The organism is Blastococcus sp. SYSU DS0617 (genome assembly GCF_054051075.1).
In genome coordinates, this window is sequence record NZ_JBJHAO010000002.1 from 173510 (window position 1) to 189468 (window position 15959).

10 protein-coding genes are annotated in these 15959 nt (G+C 74.5%); 4 read left to right on the top strand and 6 right to left on the bottom strand.

Translation table 11 applies throughout. The features are described from left to right. The first annotated feature begins 169 nt into the window (after positions 1-169). On the top strand, positions 170-1333 hold the full coding sequence (locus tag ACI793_RS03450) for a flagellin N-terminal helical domain-containing protein (protein WP_456604961.1): 1164 nt from the start codon (positions 170-172) through the stop codon (positions 1331-1333). Between the two features lie 31 nt (positions 1334-1364). Here the strand turns inward: ACI793_RS03450 and ACI793_RS03455 are convergent, their stop codons facing one another. Further along, positions 1365-1829, bottom strand: coding sequence for an SRPBCC family protein (locus ACI793_RS03455; protein ID WP_456604962.1), 465 nt, complete (start codon positions 1827-1829; stop codon positions 1365-1367). Between the two features lie 213 nt (positions 1830-2042). On the opposite strand from ACI793_RS03455, the gene ACI793_RS03460 reads away from it, so the two are divergent. Then, positions 2043-8513 (top strand): fibronectin type III domain-containing protein, encoded by a 6471-nt coding sequence (locus tag ACI793_RS03460; protein ID WP_456604963.1) that lies wholly within the window; start codon positions 2043-2045, stop codon positions 8511-8513. Between the two features lie 51 nt (positions 8514-8564). On the opposite strand, the gene ACI793_RS03465 is transcribed toward ACI793_RS03460, so the two are convergent. After that, positions 8565-10967 (bottom strand): ATP-binding protein, encoded by a 2403-nt coding sequence (locus ACI793_RS03465; protein ID WP_456604964.1) that lies wholly within the window; start codon positions 10965-10967, stop codon positions 8565-8567. A 117-nt stretch (positions 10968-11084) separates the two neighbouring features. On the opposite strand from ACI793_RS03465, the gene ACI793_RS03470 reads away from it, so the two are divergent. Beyond that, positions 11085-11225: a hypothetical protein gene (locus ACI793_RS03470; protein WP_456604965.1), complete on the top strand. Its 141-nt coding sequence runs from the start codon at positions 11085-11087 to the stop codon at positions 11223-11225. A 48-nt stretch (positions 11226-11273) separates the two neighbouring features. Here ACI793_RS03470 and ACI793_RS03475 read toward each other — a convergent pair whose 3' ends face one another. Beyond that, entirely contained in the window at positions 11274-12815 is a 1542-nt protein-coding gene (locus ACI793_RS03475) for an acetolactate synthase large subunit (protein ID WP_456604966.1), read from the bottom strand. A 47-nt stretch (positions 12816-12862) separates the two neighbouring features. Beyond that, on the bottom strand, positions 12863-13096 hold the full coding sequence (locus ACI793_RS03480) for a hypothetical protein (protein ID WP_456604967.1): 234 nt from the start codon (positions 13094-13096) through the stop codon (positions 12863-12865). Positions 13097-13218: 122 nt separating this feature from the next. On the opposite strand from ACI793_RS03480, the gene ACI793_RS03485 reads away from it, so the two are divergent. After that, the gene (locus ACI793_RS03485) at positions 13219-13617 is read left to right on the top strand and encodes a hypothetical protein (RefSeq protein ID WP_456604968.1); all 399 of its coding nucleotides are present in this window, start codon (positions 13219-13221) and stop codon (positions 13615-13617) included. Between the two features lie 4 nt (positions 13618-13621). Here the strand turns inward: ACI793_RS03485 and ACI793_RS03490 are convergent, their stop codons facing one another. Both ACI793_RS03490 and ACI793_RS03495 read right to left on the bottom strand, forming a co-directional pair. Further along, positions 13622-14557: a quinone oxidoreductase family protein gene (locus ACI793_RS03490; protein ID WP_456604969.1), complete on the bottom strand. Its 936-nt coding sequence runs from the start codon at positions 14555-14557 to the stop codon at positions 13622-13624. A gap of 102 nt (positions 14558-14659) precedes the next feature. Continuing rightward, positions 14660-15859, bottom strand: coding sequence for an acyl-CoA dehydrogenase family protein (locus ACI793_RS03495; protein WP_456604970.1), 1200 nt, complete (start codon positions 15857-15859; stop codon positions 14660-14662). Positions 15860-15959: the final 100 nt, after the last annotated feature.

Genomic DNA, 15959 nt, shown 5'->3' on the forward strand with positions numbered 1-15959 from the left:
GCCCGTCCCACCGGCACCAGTGGCGCATGGCGGCCGAACGCGTGCCCACTCGTGCTCAGCAATGACGGTCCGACGCGGGCGATCGAGGCGAGAACGCACGGTTTCGAGTCAAGACCGCCCCGACTGCGCCGAAGTCAGAGCGTCGGCACGACCGGGGGCAGGAGGCAGCGTGGGTCTGAGCGTCGCGACCAACGTCGCGGCCCTGAGCACCCAGCGGACGCTGGCCCGCAACGACGAGTCCATGACCGTCTCCCTGCGCCGGCTCTCCAGCGGACTGCGGATCAACTCCGCCGCCGACGACGCCGCCGGGCTCAGCATCGCCGAGGGTCTCCGCTCCCAGATCCGCGGCGGCGCCGTCGCCGGCCGGAACCTCCAGGACGGCATCAACGTCCTCCGGACCGCCGAAGGCGCGCTCGCCGAGACGTCGTCGATCCTCCAGCGCTGGAACGAGCTGGTCATCCAGCGCCTCAACGAGGGCGCACTGGACAGCGCCGCCGTCGCGAACATCCAGACGGAGACGCGCGCCCTGCGCACGGAGATCGACCGCATCGCCCGGAAGACCACCTTCAACGGCATCTCGCTGCTCGACGGCAGCTTCGAGCGCGACTTCCAGGTGGGGGCAGCCGCCGGGGACACCGTGCGCGTGACCATCCCGGAGGACGGCCGCCCGCTCGACATGGCGGGCCTGCTGCTGTCCATCGGCAGCGGGATCGAGGCCCCGTCCACCGTCACCCCGGCCGTGTCCGCTGCGCAGGGGACACCGACCCCCGGCGTGCTCTCGCTGGACGGCGCCTTCGGCTCACCGACCGACGGTCCGTACGCCTTCCGCACGCTGGCCGGCCGCGTCTCCTACGCCGGGCAGACCTTCGACCTGGGCTCCGTCGACTACACCGGCGCGGTCACCGCGCAGGACCACCTCGACCGGCTGAACGCCGCGTCCACGGCCGCACTGGGCACCGCGTTCGCCCAGGCAGCGCCGGGCCTGGTCCTCACCGGCGCGACCCCGGGCCCCGCGTCGACCGCGGCCGACGCGGCCGCTCTGACCCCGCGGTACTGGGCACCGGACTCGACCGCCGTCATCGGCGAGCTCATCGACCGGGTTGCCTCCGTGCGCGCCTCGCTCGGCGCGATGGAGAACCGGTTCGAGCACACCGCCGCGGGACTGTCGGTGGCGGTGGAGAACCTGACGGCGGCGGAGTCCCGCATCCGGGACACCGACATGGCCCAGGAGATGGCGGCCTTCACCCGCCACCAGGTGCTCGGCCAGGCCGGGACGGCGATGCTGAGCCAGGCGCAGTCGACGGCGCAGACGGTCCTCTCGCTGCTCGGCTGATCCGTGACGCGGACCTCCGGGCAGGGGTCGGTCAGCCGCCCTCGGCGATCCGCTTGATGGTCTCCAGCGTCACCGGGATGCCCTCGTGCGCGGCGCGGGTCCGGGTGGCGATCTGCCGCTCCGCGGCCTCGCCGTAGGCCTCGCGGAAGAAAGCGATCCCCGCGGGCAGGAACGCCCACGACTGGGTCAGGCGCGTGCCGCCGTCGACCGGTTCCATGCGGAACGCCCAGTGGACGTAGCCCCGGCCGACCTCCCAGGCGAACTCCCGGCCGCGGTCGGCGACCACGACCTGGCTGCGGGTCTCCCAGGTGCGGCCGGCCGCTTCGTTGCGGCCGGTGAACCACGCACCCACCCGCGGGCCGCCGCCGTCCTCCCACGTGCAGGCGCGGCACTGCACGCTCCACTCGCCGGTCCGGGTCACGTCGGACACGAGGTCGTACACCGCCTCCGGTGAGGAGGCGACGACGACCGACGACGAGTGCGTGAGGTTCTCCACGGCTCCATGCTCGCAGCCGGCCGGTGGTCGGACCTGGCCCCGGGTCGGCCACCGCAGCACCCGCACGCTGCCCAACTGTGCGACCTGTGTGCGAGTGCTGCCCGTGGTTCCGGCGCCTTCCCGCCACGACTCTCGATCCGGCGCCGCACGTCCCTGCGACGCCGGGACCCGCTCCCCCGCGAGGTCCCCACACCTCGCACTCCGGAGATCCGAGTGAAAATCCCGCAGTCAGCAGTGGTCGTCGCCGTGACGGCCGGGCTGATCAGCGCGTCGGCGCCCGTCGTGGCGCTGGCCGCTCCTCCCCCACCACCGAGCGCGGCCCCGCCGGCCTTCGCCCTGACCCAGCTCAGCGGCGGCTTCCCCGACGAGGACGGGTACGTCGACGGCCGGGTGCTCGACCTGAGCGCCGACGGCCGGCACGCCCTCTACAAGGGCTACGTCAACGGCGACCGGCCCTTCCAGCCCGCGCTGTTCGTGGTCGACCGCACCACCGGCGCCTACACCGTCGTCGACACGGCGCCGGGCCGGCCCGGCGAGCCCGGGTCGTGGATGGGCGTGGACACCGCCGCTCTCTCCGCGGACGGCTCCACCGTCGTCTGGACCACCCGGGACGACCAGGTCGTCGAGGGCACCACCGACGTCGCGCGCGAGGCGCTGGTGACCGACCTCGCCACCGGCACCACCACCCGCATCCCCCGCTCCGCCGAGGCCGAGCGCATGGAGGCGCAAGTCGCCGACGTGTCCGCCGACGGCACCCGCGCCGCGGTGCTCATCGTCGACGAGTGGTCCGAGGTGCCCGGACGGGTCGAGATCGTCGACCTGGAGGGCGGTTCCGTGACCGTCAGCCGGCCCGTGCCCAATCCGACGTTCGCCGTCGAGCTCAGCGACGACGGCACCACCGTGGCGTGGGTCGAGAACGTCGAGGGACCGCCGGACGAGTGGGAGAACCCCACCTGGGACAGCGTCCTGGTCGTCGCCGACGCCGACACCCTCGAGCCCATCGCCACCCTGCCCGACCACGTCACCGACCCGCCGTCCCTGGACGCCACGGGCGACTCCGTCGCCTACGTCGGCCCCGAGGGCGCGCTGCTCGTCGCGGACCTGCGCACCGAAGGCGCACCCCGCACCACCGTGCCCACCGCCGGCACCGGCGTGGTGCACCGGCCGCAGCTGTCCGGCGACGGCAGCACCGTCGTCTACGACGAGCGGATGTACGAGGACAGCACGTCCGAGCCCGCCGCCGTCTGGGCCGTCGACCTGGCCGACGGCACGGCCGCCCTCGTCGCCGGCTTCTCCGAGGGCTTCTCGGAGGACGACGGTTCCGGCGAGATGCCGGTCCTGGGCTGGTCGGCCTTCCACCCGATCCCCTCGCACGACGGCTCGGTCGTCGCGACCTGGCTCGACGAGAAGGCCTTCGTCGCCGTCCGCGCCGGCGAGGCGCCCGACACCGTCGCCCCGGTGTGGCCCGCCGACGCCCGGCTGACCGCCGAGCCGCTGGACCGGACCACCGTGCGGCTCAGCTGGCCCGCGGCCACCGACGACCGGCAGGTGCGCGGCTACGAGATCACCGCCGACGGCGCCGTCCTCGCCACCGTCGGCGGCGACCGGACCACCCACGACGTGCCGCTGCGGGACGACCACACCGGCGCCTACCTGGTCGAGTACGGCGTGCGCGCGGTGGACACCAGCGGCAACACCACCCCGGCCCTGACGGCCAGCACCCGCAACAGCGCGGAGCTCACCGTCGAGCGCGCCGCCCACGACGCGCTGCAGCTGACCTGGGAGGCCAGCAGCGACGCCGGCGTCACCGGCTACCGGGTGCACCGCGCCCGCGGCGGCCAGCAGGCCGACGGCTCGCTGGGCGACACCTCCCCCTGGGAGGCCGTGGGCGACGTGCCCGCCGGCACCACCGAGCTGCGTGACGCCGGCCTGGACGCCCTCACCTGGTACGACTACCGCGTCGACCTGGTGCTCGCGGACGGCTCGACCCGCCCCTGGGCCACCCGGACCGTCGAGCGCACCGACCTGCCGGAGTCCCCGGCGACGACCGTCGACGAGGAGACCGTCGGCTCCGTGCGCGTCACCTGGCCGGCGATGCCGGACTCGGCGCCGTTGGACTTCTACCGCGTCGAGTACCGGCAGCTCTCCCCCACCGAGGAGACCGCCTGGACCCAGGGCGGCACCCGCGACGAGGGCGAGGCCGGCGAGTACACGGTGACCGGCCTGTCGCCGCGCACCACCTACGCGTTCCGCGTCACCGCCGTCCTCGAGGGTGGCTGGCCGGAGCGGCCGTGGACCCAGGAGGCCTCGGCCACCACGGTCAGCGAGGGCGTCACCGGCGTCACCGCCGTCGCTCCCCGCACCGCCGACGGCGCGGCGCTCGTGCTCGGCAGCGACCTGCTGGTCACCGCCACCGGCGAGCCGGGGCTGGCCGCCGAGGTGCGGATCTGGCCGTCGTCGGCGCACACCGGCGCACCGCAGGTCGTGCTGCCCATGACGGAGACGGCTCGCGGCAGCTACGCCGCCGCCCCCTACCGGCTGGACGGCACGCTCCCCGCCGTCGGCTGGGCCGAGGTCGTCCTCACCGACGGCACCCGCACCCTGACCAAGGGCGTGACCGTCGCCCCGGTCAGCGGGCAGCTCGACCTGGCGATCGGCGCGTCCCCCGACGACCTGGGCGCTCTGAAGGCCGTCCTCTCCGGACCGAAGGGACGGCAGGAGCTGCCCGTCACCGCGCCCGGGCAGGTGAGCGTGCCGCTCTCCCCCGGCACGTGGGGCATCCAGCTGGTCGCCGGTGACGGCGAGATCGTGGCCTCGCGGTCGCTGCTCACCGTGGCCGCGGCGACGAAGGTCGACATCTCGCTGACGCCCGTCCGGGCCGCCCAGCTCGACGTCACCCTCGCCGCTCCCACCGGCGTGCCCGTCCCCTCGGGCACGCTGACCGTGCGCGACGACCAGGGCACCCTCCTGGTCCAGCGCCGGATGGGCGCCACGACGCCGACGACGACGATCCCGGGGCTGCCCGGCCACGCGCAGCTGACGCTGGCCTACCGCTTCGACGACCAGTCGCTGCGCATCGTCCAGCCGCGGACGACCGTCGACTCCGGCGCCGGCCGGTCCACCGTCGAGATGGCGCTGGAGCAGCTGGTGCCCGCGACGGCCGACGTCTCCGTGACCGGGGCCGGGAAGCCGGTCGGCGCCGCGGCGGTGAAGCTCGTGCAGACCGCCGACGAGCGCACGTTCACCACCACGGCGACCACCGGGGCCGACGGGACGGCCGTCCTCGTGGGCCTCGCCGGGGCCGGCACCCTGTCGGCGACGGCGGACTTCCACGCCGCGGCCGCCAAGCCGGTGGAGCTCGCGGCCGACCGTCGCGGCGCCCTGACGATCGACCTGCCGCGCACGCCCACCTACCGGGTGCAGCCGCACCTGGTCGTGGTCAGCCCCGACGGGGAGCGGATCGAGCAGCCGCTGGACTGGCGCACCGCGTCCCACTTCCACGCGACGCTGCGGATGGGGTCGGGCACGACGATGCAGGGCCGCACCATGGCGCCGACGGTGCCCTACGAGGGCGTCGCCGGTGACCGGGTGGAGCTCTGTGCCGACGGACGGCAGGCCCACCTGCCGCAGGGCTGCACCAGCATCGTCCTCGGCGAGGACCTCGACGTGGACATCACGCTGGAGCTGGCGCAGGTCGGCTCGGCCCGCGCCGAGCTGGTGGACGAGAACGGCGCCCCCGTCTCCTCGTGGTCGGCGGCGATCTACCGGACCGTCGCCGGTGGCGGTGTCCAGTACACCGGCAGCCGCTCCGGCAACGGCTCGGCCCCCGTGCTGTCGTTCGCATCGGCCGGGCTGTACACGATCACCTGGAGCGACAGCACCGGACGCCGCGGCACCAGCGACGTCGTCGTCGAGGCCGGCACCACGGCCGACCTCGGGCAGGTCACCCTCTCCGCGGCTGCGGCGGCCCCGGCCGACGTCACCGTGCAGTCGCTGCCCGACCCGGTGATGCCCGGCGCGCTGGCCGTCGTCCGGATCGTGCTGCCGGCGTCGGACGTCACGCGGTCGCAGCTGCAGGTGCGGGTGCCCGACGGCACCAGCGCGCAGCCCCGCACCGCGACGATCGACGGCTCCCCGGCCGCGTCGACGGTCACCGACGGCACCGTCGTCGTCCCGCTGTCCGGTCGGGGTGCCACCACGGTGCGCGTTCCCCTGACGGTGGACGCCGACGTGCTGGACGGCCGGCTGTCGGCGCCGATCTCCCTGCGGATGGCCGACGGCGCGGTGCTGGACCTGCCGCCGTCGTCGGTGCAGGTGCGCCGGGTGACCCTCGAGGGGCCGAGCGACACGGCCGGCGTCTTCACCGCGCGCGGCCGGGCTCCGGCGGGTACGCCCGTCGCGGTCCGCGACGACGCCGGCCGGGTGCTGGCCGAGGCCGTCGCCGGTGAGGGCGGCCGCTGGTCGGCCCCCGTCGACCTGGTCACCCCGCTGGAGGGGACGACGTACCGACTGGTCGCCGTCACCACCGCGGCGGTCGACGGCGGAACGGTCGAGTCGCTGTCGGAGCCGCTGTTCGTGCGCTGGTCGCGCGACGACGTCCGGCCGGTCTCGATCACGCTCGACAACTCGGTCGCCGATGCCCGTGGCCGCGCCGTGACCTGGGACCCGCGCAGCGGCAACGCGGCACCGACCCTGGTCTACGTGCCGGGAGCGCCCACGACGCTCACTGCCCGGTTCGAGGACGCCACCAGGGTGCGGGGCTTCACCGCTTACATCGGCACGCAGGAGAAGGAGGGCACCTGCACGGCGACCGCCTGCTCGGCCACCTTCGGCCCGATGTCGGCGGAGGACGTGGGCGAGATCGCCCTCGGTTACTCGGTCGACGCCCGGCCGGTGAGCAACGACCCGAAGCTGCGGCCGAGCCTGGAGGAGCTGGTGGCCGCCGTGCCGCACCCCTTCAACCAGCCCGAGGACCCGGTGTTCGAGGTCGAGGGGCCCGAGGAGTTCACCGGCCGGTGGACCAACCAGGACGCCCCGATGACCGTCCGGTCCAGCCTCGGCGAGAGCCGGGTGCTCGGGGATCCCAGCGAGCTGGACCAGGCGCTGACGGCGGCGGTCGGGGCGCCGATGCGGAACCTCGACGTCCGCATCCAGGGCACCGGCGAGGACGCGGCGCTCGTGATCTCCTCCGACGTCGCGGTGTCCTGGCTGGAGGGCAACCCGGCCGGCCTGTCGGCTGCCGCGACCCTGGCGCAGGAGACCGAGTTCAAGCGGCTGACCAAGCTGTTCGGGCTCGGGAAGGCGCTGTTCGACCTGCTCCAGGTGTCCCGCAACGGGGCGGACAACCCGGTCCTCGACCGGCTGCAGGACCACGTGGACCTCAACATCCGCGCCTGCCAGCCCGAGATCGGCGAGGAGCTCCAGGGCTACATCGACGACGCCAAGGCCACCCTGGTCATGCACAAGCTGGCGCTGAACGCGATGGCCTGGATGGCCGTCGCCGAAGGCAGCTGGGTCGCCGACGTGAACGGCGAGCAGCCCAAGGCCGCCGGCGCCATCAACTTCGTGATCAACCAGGTCATCGGAGCAGGCGTCAAGTGGATGGGCCAGCAGTTCGTGGACCGGGCCGTGGAGCGGGTCAAGGCCGTCGACATGAAGAGCTGCGACCCGCGGGTGAAGTTCGTGCCCAAGGAGTACAAGCCGGGGGCGTGGCCGGTGGCGAAGCCGACCTGGATCTTCGACCCCAGCGGCTACGTGTACGAGGCACTCGGCAGTCAGCGGCTGGAGGGCGTGACGGCCACGGTGCTCAGCGGCCCGTCGCCGGAGGGACCGTGGACGGTCTGGGACGCCGAGGCCTTCGGCCAGACGAACCCGCAGTCCACCTCGGTGGAGGGCACCTACGGGTGGGACGTGCCGCAGGGCTGGTGGATGGTCCGCTACGAGAAGGAGGGCTACCGGACCGCCCACAGCGAGGCCCTGCAGGTGCTGCCCGAGCACTACGGCGTCGACATCGACCTGCACCGGCTGGCGGCCCCGGCCCTCACCGGCGCGACCGCCACGCCCGACGGCGCGGTGGAGATCGCCTTCGACCAGTGGATGAGCAGCGAGTCGGTCCGGGCGGAGCTCTCGGTGGCCGCCGGCACGCAGGCCGTGGCCGGCACGGTGACGGCGGTCGGTGAGGAGCAGTCGCCCGAGGGCGTCGCGCTGGCCCGCACCTTCCGCTTCGTGCCGACGACGCCGTTCGGCTCCGGGCAGGTGCTCACGGTGACCGTGCCGGGGACCGTCGTCGACCACGGCGGGGTGGCGATCGGCACCGACGCCGTGCGGACCGTCACCGCCCCGACCCGGCCGGACGGGCCGCCGGCGTGCACGCCGGTCACCCTGGACGTCTCGCCGGACGGCAAGGTCCGGAAGGGCACGACCCTGACGGTGACCGTGTCCGGCGCGCCGGGTGCTCCGGTGACGCTCCGGGCGCTGACCACCACGAGCGTCCTCGACTGGCTGCGCGCGGTGCTCACCGGGCAGGTGCAGGGCCAGCGGCCGTGGACGGTCGTGGGTTCCGCACCGACCGGGCCGGACGGCACGGCGGTGTTCATCTACCGGGCGCAGCGCGACACCCTGCTGCAGGCCGGGCAGGACGGCTGCCGCACCGGCGGCAGGGTCACGGTGGTGGACGTGCGGTGACCCCGTGAGCGCGCGGCCCCCGGCACCTCACGGTGCCGGGGGTCGCGTTCGTCAGGCCCCGGCGCGCCGCTGCTCGACCACGCGGAGCCGCCCCGCCCGGGGGACGATGCGCTCGCGCAGCTCGTGGAGCTCGAGCGCCCGCCCCCGGTCGGCCGCGTCGTCGTAGGCGTCGGCGCCGAGCGCCCGGCGCGCCTCCCGGCAGGCCTGGTCGAGGGTCTGCTGGCTCAGCAGCCGGTAGCTGCCGCCCTGCGAGCCGGAGACCTCCAGCAGGGCGTCGGCGGCACCGGCGAGCACCGCGGCGCGCTCGTGCTCCCCGGCCGCCACCTCGACGACCGCGATGCTCTGCGCGAAGTGCGCGACGTTCAGGACGTCGCCGACCTCGTACGAGAGCTCGAGGCCCGCCTCCAGCCGGCGGCGGGCCTCGGGGAGGTCCCCCGCCTGCAGCGCCCCGTGCCCGAGACCGGCCAGCGCCATCGACAGGGCGAGCCGGTCGCCACGCTCCCGGGCGCTGGCCAGACCGCGCTCGGTGTGCCGGGCGGCGCCCGCCTCGTCGCCCGCGGCGCGCAGCAGCGTCCCGCGCCAGATCGCGCACATCGACAGCAGCCACGCGCAGCACGGGCGGCTGCCCCGGGCGGCGGCCTCGTCGGCGACGTCCAGGTGTTCCGCGGCCGCGGCCAGGTCGCCCTGGATCATCGCCACCAGTGCCAGGCCGGAGGACGCGTGGGCGACGACGTCGACGTCCCCCACCGACCGGCCGTCGTCGACGGCCACCTGCCAGTGCCGCCCGGCGGCCGCGGGATCGTCGTGCGCCAGGGCCAGGCACCCCGCGGCGTTGGCGGCGACGGCGAGGTCGCCGGCGGCGGCCGCGCCCGGCTCGGCCGCGAGCCGGTCGGCCGCGGCGGCGACCACCCGCTCGGTCAGCCGGCGCCCGAACGGCACCCGCTGGCGGAACCACCAGAAGCGCTGCAGCTCCCAGCACAGGTGCGCCGCGGTCCGCAGGTCGCCCCGGGCCAGCGAGCGCTCGACCGCGAGCGCCGCGTTGTCCTCGTCCTGCTCCAGCCGCGCCAGCCAGGAGAGCTGGTCGGCGCAGGCGTAGCCGTCGTGGGCCCGCTCGGCCAGTGCGAGGTAGTGCCGGGCGTGCGCACGGTGCACGAGGTCCCGCTCCGGATCCTGCAGCAGCGACCGCGCGTACTGGGCGACCGGCTCCAGCAGGCCGTAGCGCCCACCCGGGTGCACCACCACCAGCGAGTGCTCGACGAGGACCGCCAGGCTCGACAGCACGTCCCGCTCGCCGCCACCTGCCACCGCCTCGACCGCATCGAGGTCGAAGCCGCCGGTGAACGCACCGAGCCGCCGCAGGAGCGTGCGCTCGTCGTCGCCGAGCAGCTCGTAGCTCCAGTCGAGGGTCGCCGTGAGCGTGCGCTGGCGGGACGGCAGGTCGCGCTGACCACCGCCGGCCATCGCGGCGTCCAGCCGGGTGAGCAGCAGCGCCGGGCTGAGCAGCCGGACCTTGGCCGCGGCCAGCTCCACGGCCAGGGGGATGCCGGCCAACCGCGCGCACACCTGCGCCACGGAGGCGGCGTTGCCCTCGTCGAGCTCGAAGGCCGGCGCCACCGCGCGCGCCCTGGCGAGGAACAGTGCGCCGGCCGGCGAGCCGGCCACCTCCTGCGCACGCGCCGACCGCCGGGGCACGGCCAGTGGCTGCACCGGGTGCTCCTGCTCGCCGCGCAGCCGCAGGGCCGCGCGGCTCGTCGCCAGCAGCACCACCCCGGGACACCGCTCCAGCAGCTCCCCCAGCTCGGGCACCGCGTCGAGCAGGTGCTCGCAGTTGTCCACGACGAGCAGCAGGCGGGCGTGCTGCAGCGCACCGGCGACCGCCGCGAGGGTGTCCATGCCCTCCGCGCCGGGCAGCCCGACGCCCCGGCCGACGGCCGGGATCACCAGCGTCGGGTCGGTGACCGCGGCAAGGGGCACCCAGGCGACTCCGTCGGGGAACGCGGCTGCTGCGCGGGCCGCCACCTCGACCGCGAGCCGGGACTTGCCCACCCCGCCGATGCCGGTGAGCGTGACGATGCGCGCGTCCGCCGCGGCGAGCCGGGCGGTCAGCTCCGCCACCTCTGCCTCGCGCCCGATCAGCGAGCTGGGCGGCACGGGGAGCGCGCTCGGCACCAGCCCCGACGGAGCCGGGGCGACGACGTCGTCGGCCGGGCCCCGGGCACGCCGCGGGACGGCGGCCCGCAGGGTGACCTGCTCGCCGTCGGTGAGACCCAGCCCGTCGCTGAGCGCCCGGACGGTGTGCGGATAGGGGCGGCTGCGCACGCCCCGCTCCAGGGCGCTGATCGCGTGCGGGGTCAGGCCCGAGCGCTCGGCCAGCTCCTCCTGGGTCAGCCCAGCGCGTTCACGCAGGGTGCGGAGGCGTTCGGCGAACGACGCTCCTGGCGGGCTGACGGGCACGCGGGGATCGTAGAGAAACCGGCCGGTCCGCACAGGCTCGATCCGCGCGGCCACCGATCAGGCGAATCCCGTCGCTCCACGGAGCCGTCCAGGCTCCCGACGAGCGGAGCGCACGCCATGGGTGACAAGTCCCCGCGACAGTCGATGACCAAGAAGGCCGGCGGCAGGTCCATCAAGGAGAAGCGCGCCGACAAGAAGGCCGCGGCCAGCACGTCCTCGCAGATGGACAACCTGACGCACGGCAGCAAGAAGCACTGAGCCGCTGGGCGACGGGCGGCGCACGCGAGTGCGCCGCCCGGTGCTCGACTACCGCAGGGTGGCGACGACGACGTGCGGGCCGGGCTCCGCGAGGGCGGAGCGCACCTGCTCGGCCAGTTCCTCCGCGGTCGACGCCCGGGACGCCGGCACCCCCATGCCCTGCGCGATCGAGACGAAGTCCAGCGCCGGCCCGGTGAGGTCGAGCAGCTTGCGCGCCCGCTCGCCGTCGCTGGCGGCACCCACCCGGGTCAGTTCGTGCTCGAGGATCGCGTACGAGCCGTTGTCGCAGATGATCGTGGTGATGTTCGCCTGCTCGCGGGCGTAGCTCCACAGCGCCGAGATCGTGTACATCGCGCTGCCGTCGGCCTGGATGCCGATCACCGGCCGGTCGGGACAGGCCACGGCCGCGCCGAGCGCCATGGGCAGCCCGTCGCCGATCGCGCCGCCGGTCAGCGACAGCCAATCGTGCCGCGGACCGGCCGAGGTCATCTCCGTGAGGCCCGCGCCCGAGGTGAGCGCCTCGTCGACGACGATCGCGTCCTCCGGCAGCAGCGCGCCGACCACGGCCGCCATCGTCCGCGGGTTCAACGGCCCCGTCGGCAGCTCGGGGGTCTCCCGCTCCATCACCTGCGGCTCGGCGCCGGGAGCCGCCAGCTCGGCCAGCGCCTCCAGCGCGGCGACGCCGTTCTCCCCGGGAACGCTGAGCACGTGCACCGTGCAGTCGTCCGGCACCGGGTGCCCGGGCAGGCCGGGGTAGCCGAAGAAGTGCACCGGCGCCGTGGTGCCGGCCAGGACCAGGTGCCTGGTGCCCTTCAGCGCCGCCATCGCCATCTCCGGCGGGTAGGGCAGCCGGTGCAGGTCCGGCAGCCCGGCCCCGCGGGCGGTGCGGGCGGGGAAGGTCTCGGCCACCAGCCGCACGCCGGTGCCGGCGGCCACCCGCGCAGCGGCCAGCTGACCCTCGGGCGACGCCATGACGTCACCGCCCAGGAAGAGCACCGTCGGCTCGCCCGAGCCGACGACCTTGCCGATGCTCTCGACGAGCGAGGGAGCGACGTGCGGCCGGGGCCGGACGTTCAGCGGCACGGCGGGCTCGGCGCCGTCCTCCCACGACACGTCGGCCGGCAGGATCAGCGTGGCCACGCCGTTCTTCTTCGCCGCCGCGACCGCTTCGGCGGCGTCGCCGGCCACGTCGGCCGGGGACAGGGACCGCCGGACCCAGGCGGAGACCGTGCCGGCGATGGCGTCGATGTCGGACTCGAGCGGGGCGTCCAGGCGCTTGTGCGAGCGGGCGTGGTCACCGACGACGTTGACCAGCGGCGCCCTGCCGCGCCGGGCGTTGTGCAGATTGGCCAGCCCGTTGCCCATCCCGGGGCCCAGGTGCAGGAGCGTCGCCGCCGGCCGCCCCGCCATGCGCGCGTACCCGTCGGCCGCTCCGGTGGCGACGCCCTCGAAGAGGGTCAGCACACCGCGCATCTCCGGCACGTCGTCCAGCGCCGCGACGAAGTGCATCTCGGAAGTGCCTGGGTTGGAGAAGCAGACGTCCACGCCCGCGTCGACCAATGTCCGGATGAGAGCCTGTGCACCGTTCACCCGCCGACCATGGCACGGGTCACATCCGGAGGCCACACCGGGGCAGCTCAGCCGTCGAGCTCCTCCGTGCCGCGCCGGCGTGCCACCAGCAGCGTGCCGACGGCGACGGCTGCGAGCAGGGCACCGGCGATCGCGAGGCCGGCGCGCGAGGAGTCCCCGATGCGGACGAGGGCGTAGATCATCAGCGGCAGCACGACCGGCAGCAGCATCATGGCCCGCTGCCGCAGCCCCGGGAACGCCTTCTGGCCGGCCCGATGGTCGGTGGACGGGGAATCGGGCACGGCTCATCCTCCCGCGGTTTACACCTCGCACCGGGAGGCGGGTCGTCCGGAGAGCCGGAGCCGGGCCGTCGATGCCACCCGGCAGACTCTCCCGCGCCGTCCACCGACCGAGGAGATCGACCATGGCCGACGCCACCGCCACCACCACGGCCCGCCGCGCGCACCCCGCACACAGCGCCCTGGTGGGGCTCGCCTCGCTCGGTGTCCTGCTGCAGGGCGTCTGGGCCGGGATGTTCCTCGGCGGCTCCGACGACTACGGCACCTGGGCGAGCGTGCACCAGCACGGCGGAGAGGCGACCGTCGCGCTCGCCCTGCTCGCCACCGTCGCGGCCTTCGTCTGGCTCCGCGACAACAAGCCCGTGCTCGTCGGGACGACGCTGCTGTTCCTCCTCCTGGTCGCCGAGCTGCTGCTGGGCATGGCCATCGACGGCACGCGGGCGGCGATCGTCGTCCACGTGCCACTGGCCATGCTGCTCATGGGGCTGGCCGTCTGGCTGCCGACCGCCGCCCGCCGGGCCTGACGCCCTAGAAGGTCAGGACCAGCCGGCCGCGGATGCCGCCGGCCTCGAGCAGCCGGTGCGCCTCGGCGGCCTCCTCGGCGGGGAAGGTGCGCGCCACCCGCAGGGTCACCGCGCCCTCCTCCACCAGCTGACGCAGCCGGTCCAGCGCCGCCCGGTCCTCCGCGACCTTGCGCACCAGGGTCGGGAACACCCGCAGACCGCGCTGCCCGTCGCCGCGGTACCCGCGCACCGTGGCCACCGCGCCGCCGTCCTTCACCGCGGGCAGCACGAGCTCGTCCTGCACCGAGCCGTCGGCCAGCCCGTCCACCCCCTCCGGGTAGTGCTCCCGGATGCGGTCGGCGACGTCGTCCCCCCGGCGGACGACGACGTCGGCGCCCAGGTCGCGCACCAGCTGCTCGTCGGCCTCGGAGGCGTCGGCGATCACGGTCAGCCCTGCGACCTTGGCCAGCTGCACCACGTAGCCGCCGTACGAGCCGGCCGCCCCGGTCACCGCGAGCACCTGACCCGGCGTGAGCCCCATGAGGTCCAGCGACAGGTGGGCGGTGAGCCCGTTCATCGGCAGCGTGGCGGCAGCCACGGCGTCCACGCCCCGCGGCGCCCGGACGACGGAGTCGCCCGGCAGCACCTTGTCCTCCCGGTACGCGCCGTACGGGCCGAACGGGACGACGACGCCCATCGCGAGGTCACCGACGGCGAGGTGGTCGACCCCCTCCCCCAGCTCGGCGACCACGCCGGCGACGTCCATGCCGGGCACCCACGGCGGGGTCTTCACCGGGTCGCGCCCGGCATAGACGCCCGACCGTGCGTAGGTGTCGGTGGGGTTCACCGTCGCGGCCTGCACGCGCAGGCGTACCTGACCGGGGCCCAGGGGCTCGGGCTCGACGTCCACGATGTGCAGGGCCTCGGGCCCGCCGAACTCGGTCACTCCGGCTGCGCGCATGGAACCTGACTACACCACCGCCCCGGGGACCGGACATCCGACCGTTGGACGCCAGAGGCCCAGGACCGGCGCGGTCCTGGGCCTCTGGCGTGCGACGGTGGGTCAGCCCTTGAGCTTGTACTCCCGGAGCAGACCGCGGCTGATGATCGTCTTCTGGATCTCGCTGGTGCCCTCGCCGATGAGCAGGAAGGGCGCCTCGCGCATGAGCCGCTCGATCTCGTACTCCTTGGAGTACCCGTAGCCGCCGTGGATGCGGAAGGACTGCGTGGTCACCTCCGCGCAGTACTCGCTGGCCAGCGTCTTGGCCATGCCCGACTCGACGTCGCTGCGCTTGCCGGCGTCCTTGAGCCGGGCGGCGTTGACCATCATCAGGTGGGCGGCCTCGACCTTGATCGCCATCTCGGCGAGCTGGAAGGCGATCGCCTGGTGCTGGGCGATCGGCTTGCCGAACGTCTCCCGCTGCTGGGCGTAGGCGATCGCGAGCTCGAAGGCGCGGATCGAGATGCCGCAGGCGCGGGCGGCCACGTTGACCCGGCCGACCTCGACGCCGTCCATCATGTGCGCGAAGCCCTTGCCGGGGACGCCGCCGAGGATGTCGGAGGCCTTGGCCTGGTAGCCGTCGAACACCAGCTCGGTGGTGTCGACGCCCTTGTAGCCCATCTTCGCGATCTTGCCGGGGATGGTGATGCCGGGCACGACCTCGCCGAAGCCGGCCGGCTTCTCGACCAGGAAGGTCGTCAGGTTCTCGTGGGCCTTCTCCGCGCCCTCGTCGGTGCGCACCAGGGCCGCGACCAGGGTGGAGCTGCCACCGTTGGTCAGCCACATCTTCTGGCCGTTGATCGTGTAGTCGCCGTCGGCGTTCTTCGTCGCCTTGGTGCGGATGGCGGCGACGTCGGAGCCCAGGCCCGGCTCGGACATCGAGAAGGCGCCGCGCACCTCGCCGGTCGCCATGCGCGGGAGGTAGTGGTCCTTCTGCTCCTGCGTGCCGTGCTGGCGCAGCAGGTAGGCCACGATGAAGTGGGTGTTGATGACGCCGGAGACGCTCATCCAGCCGCGGGCGATCTCCTCCACCACGAGGGCGTAGGTGAGCAGGGACTCCCCGAGGCCGCCGTACTCCTCGGGGATCATCAGGCCGAAGATGCCGAGCTCCTTGAGCCCGTCGACGATCTCCTGCGGGTAGATGTCGCCGTGCTCGAGCTCCTGCGCGTGCGGGATGATCTCGCGGTCGACGAAGCTCCGAACCGTCGACAGGATCTCGCGCTGGATGTCGGTCAGGTCCGCGGTCTGGGCCAAGCGGGTCATCGGTCTCCTCCGGGGACTCCGGTGTCCATAGTCAGCGGGAAGTATGTGCCACCCGCTCCGGGCGCCCGCCGCGTGGTCGCCCGCGCGCCCTCCCTGCGGG

Bases quoted from the DNA above. Each gene is read 5' to 3' on its own strand.
- ACI793_RS03470 (WP_456604965.1), top strand. From the start codon at position 11,085: ATGGGTGACAAGTCCCCGCGACAGTCGATGACCAAGAAGGCCGGCGGC.
- ACI793_RS03485 (WP_456604968.1), top strand. From the start codon at position 13,219: ATGGCCGACGCCACCGCCACCACCACGGCCCGCCGCGCGCACCCCGCA.
- ACI793_RS03490 (WP_456604969.1), bottom strand. From the start codon at position 14,557: ATGCGCGCAGCCGGAGTGACCGAGTTCGGCGGGCCCGAGGCCCTGCAC.
- ACI793_RS03495 (WP_456604970.1), bottom strand. From the start codon at position 15,859: ATGACCCGCTTGGCCCAGACCGCGGACCTGACCGACATCCAGCGCGAG.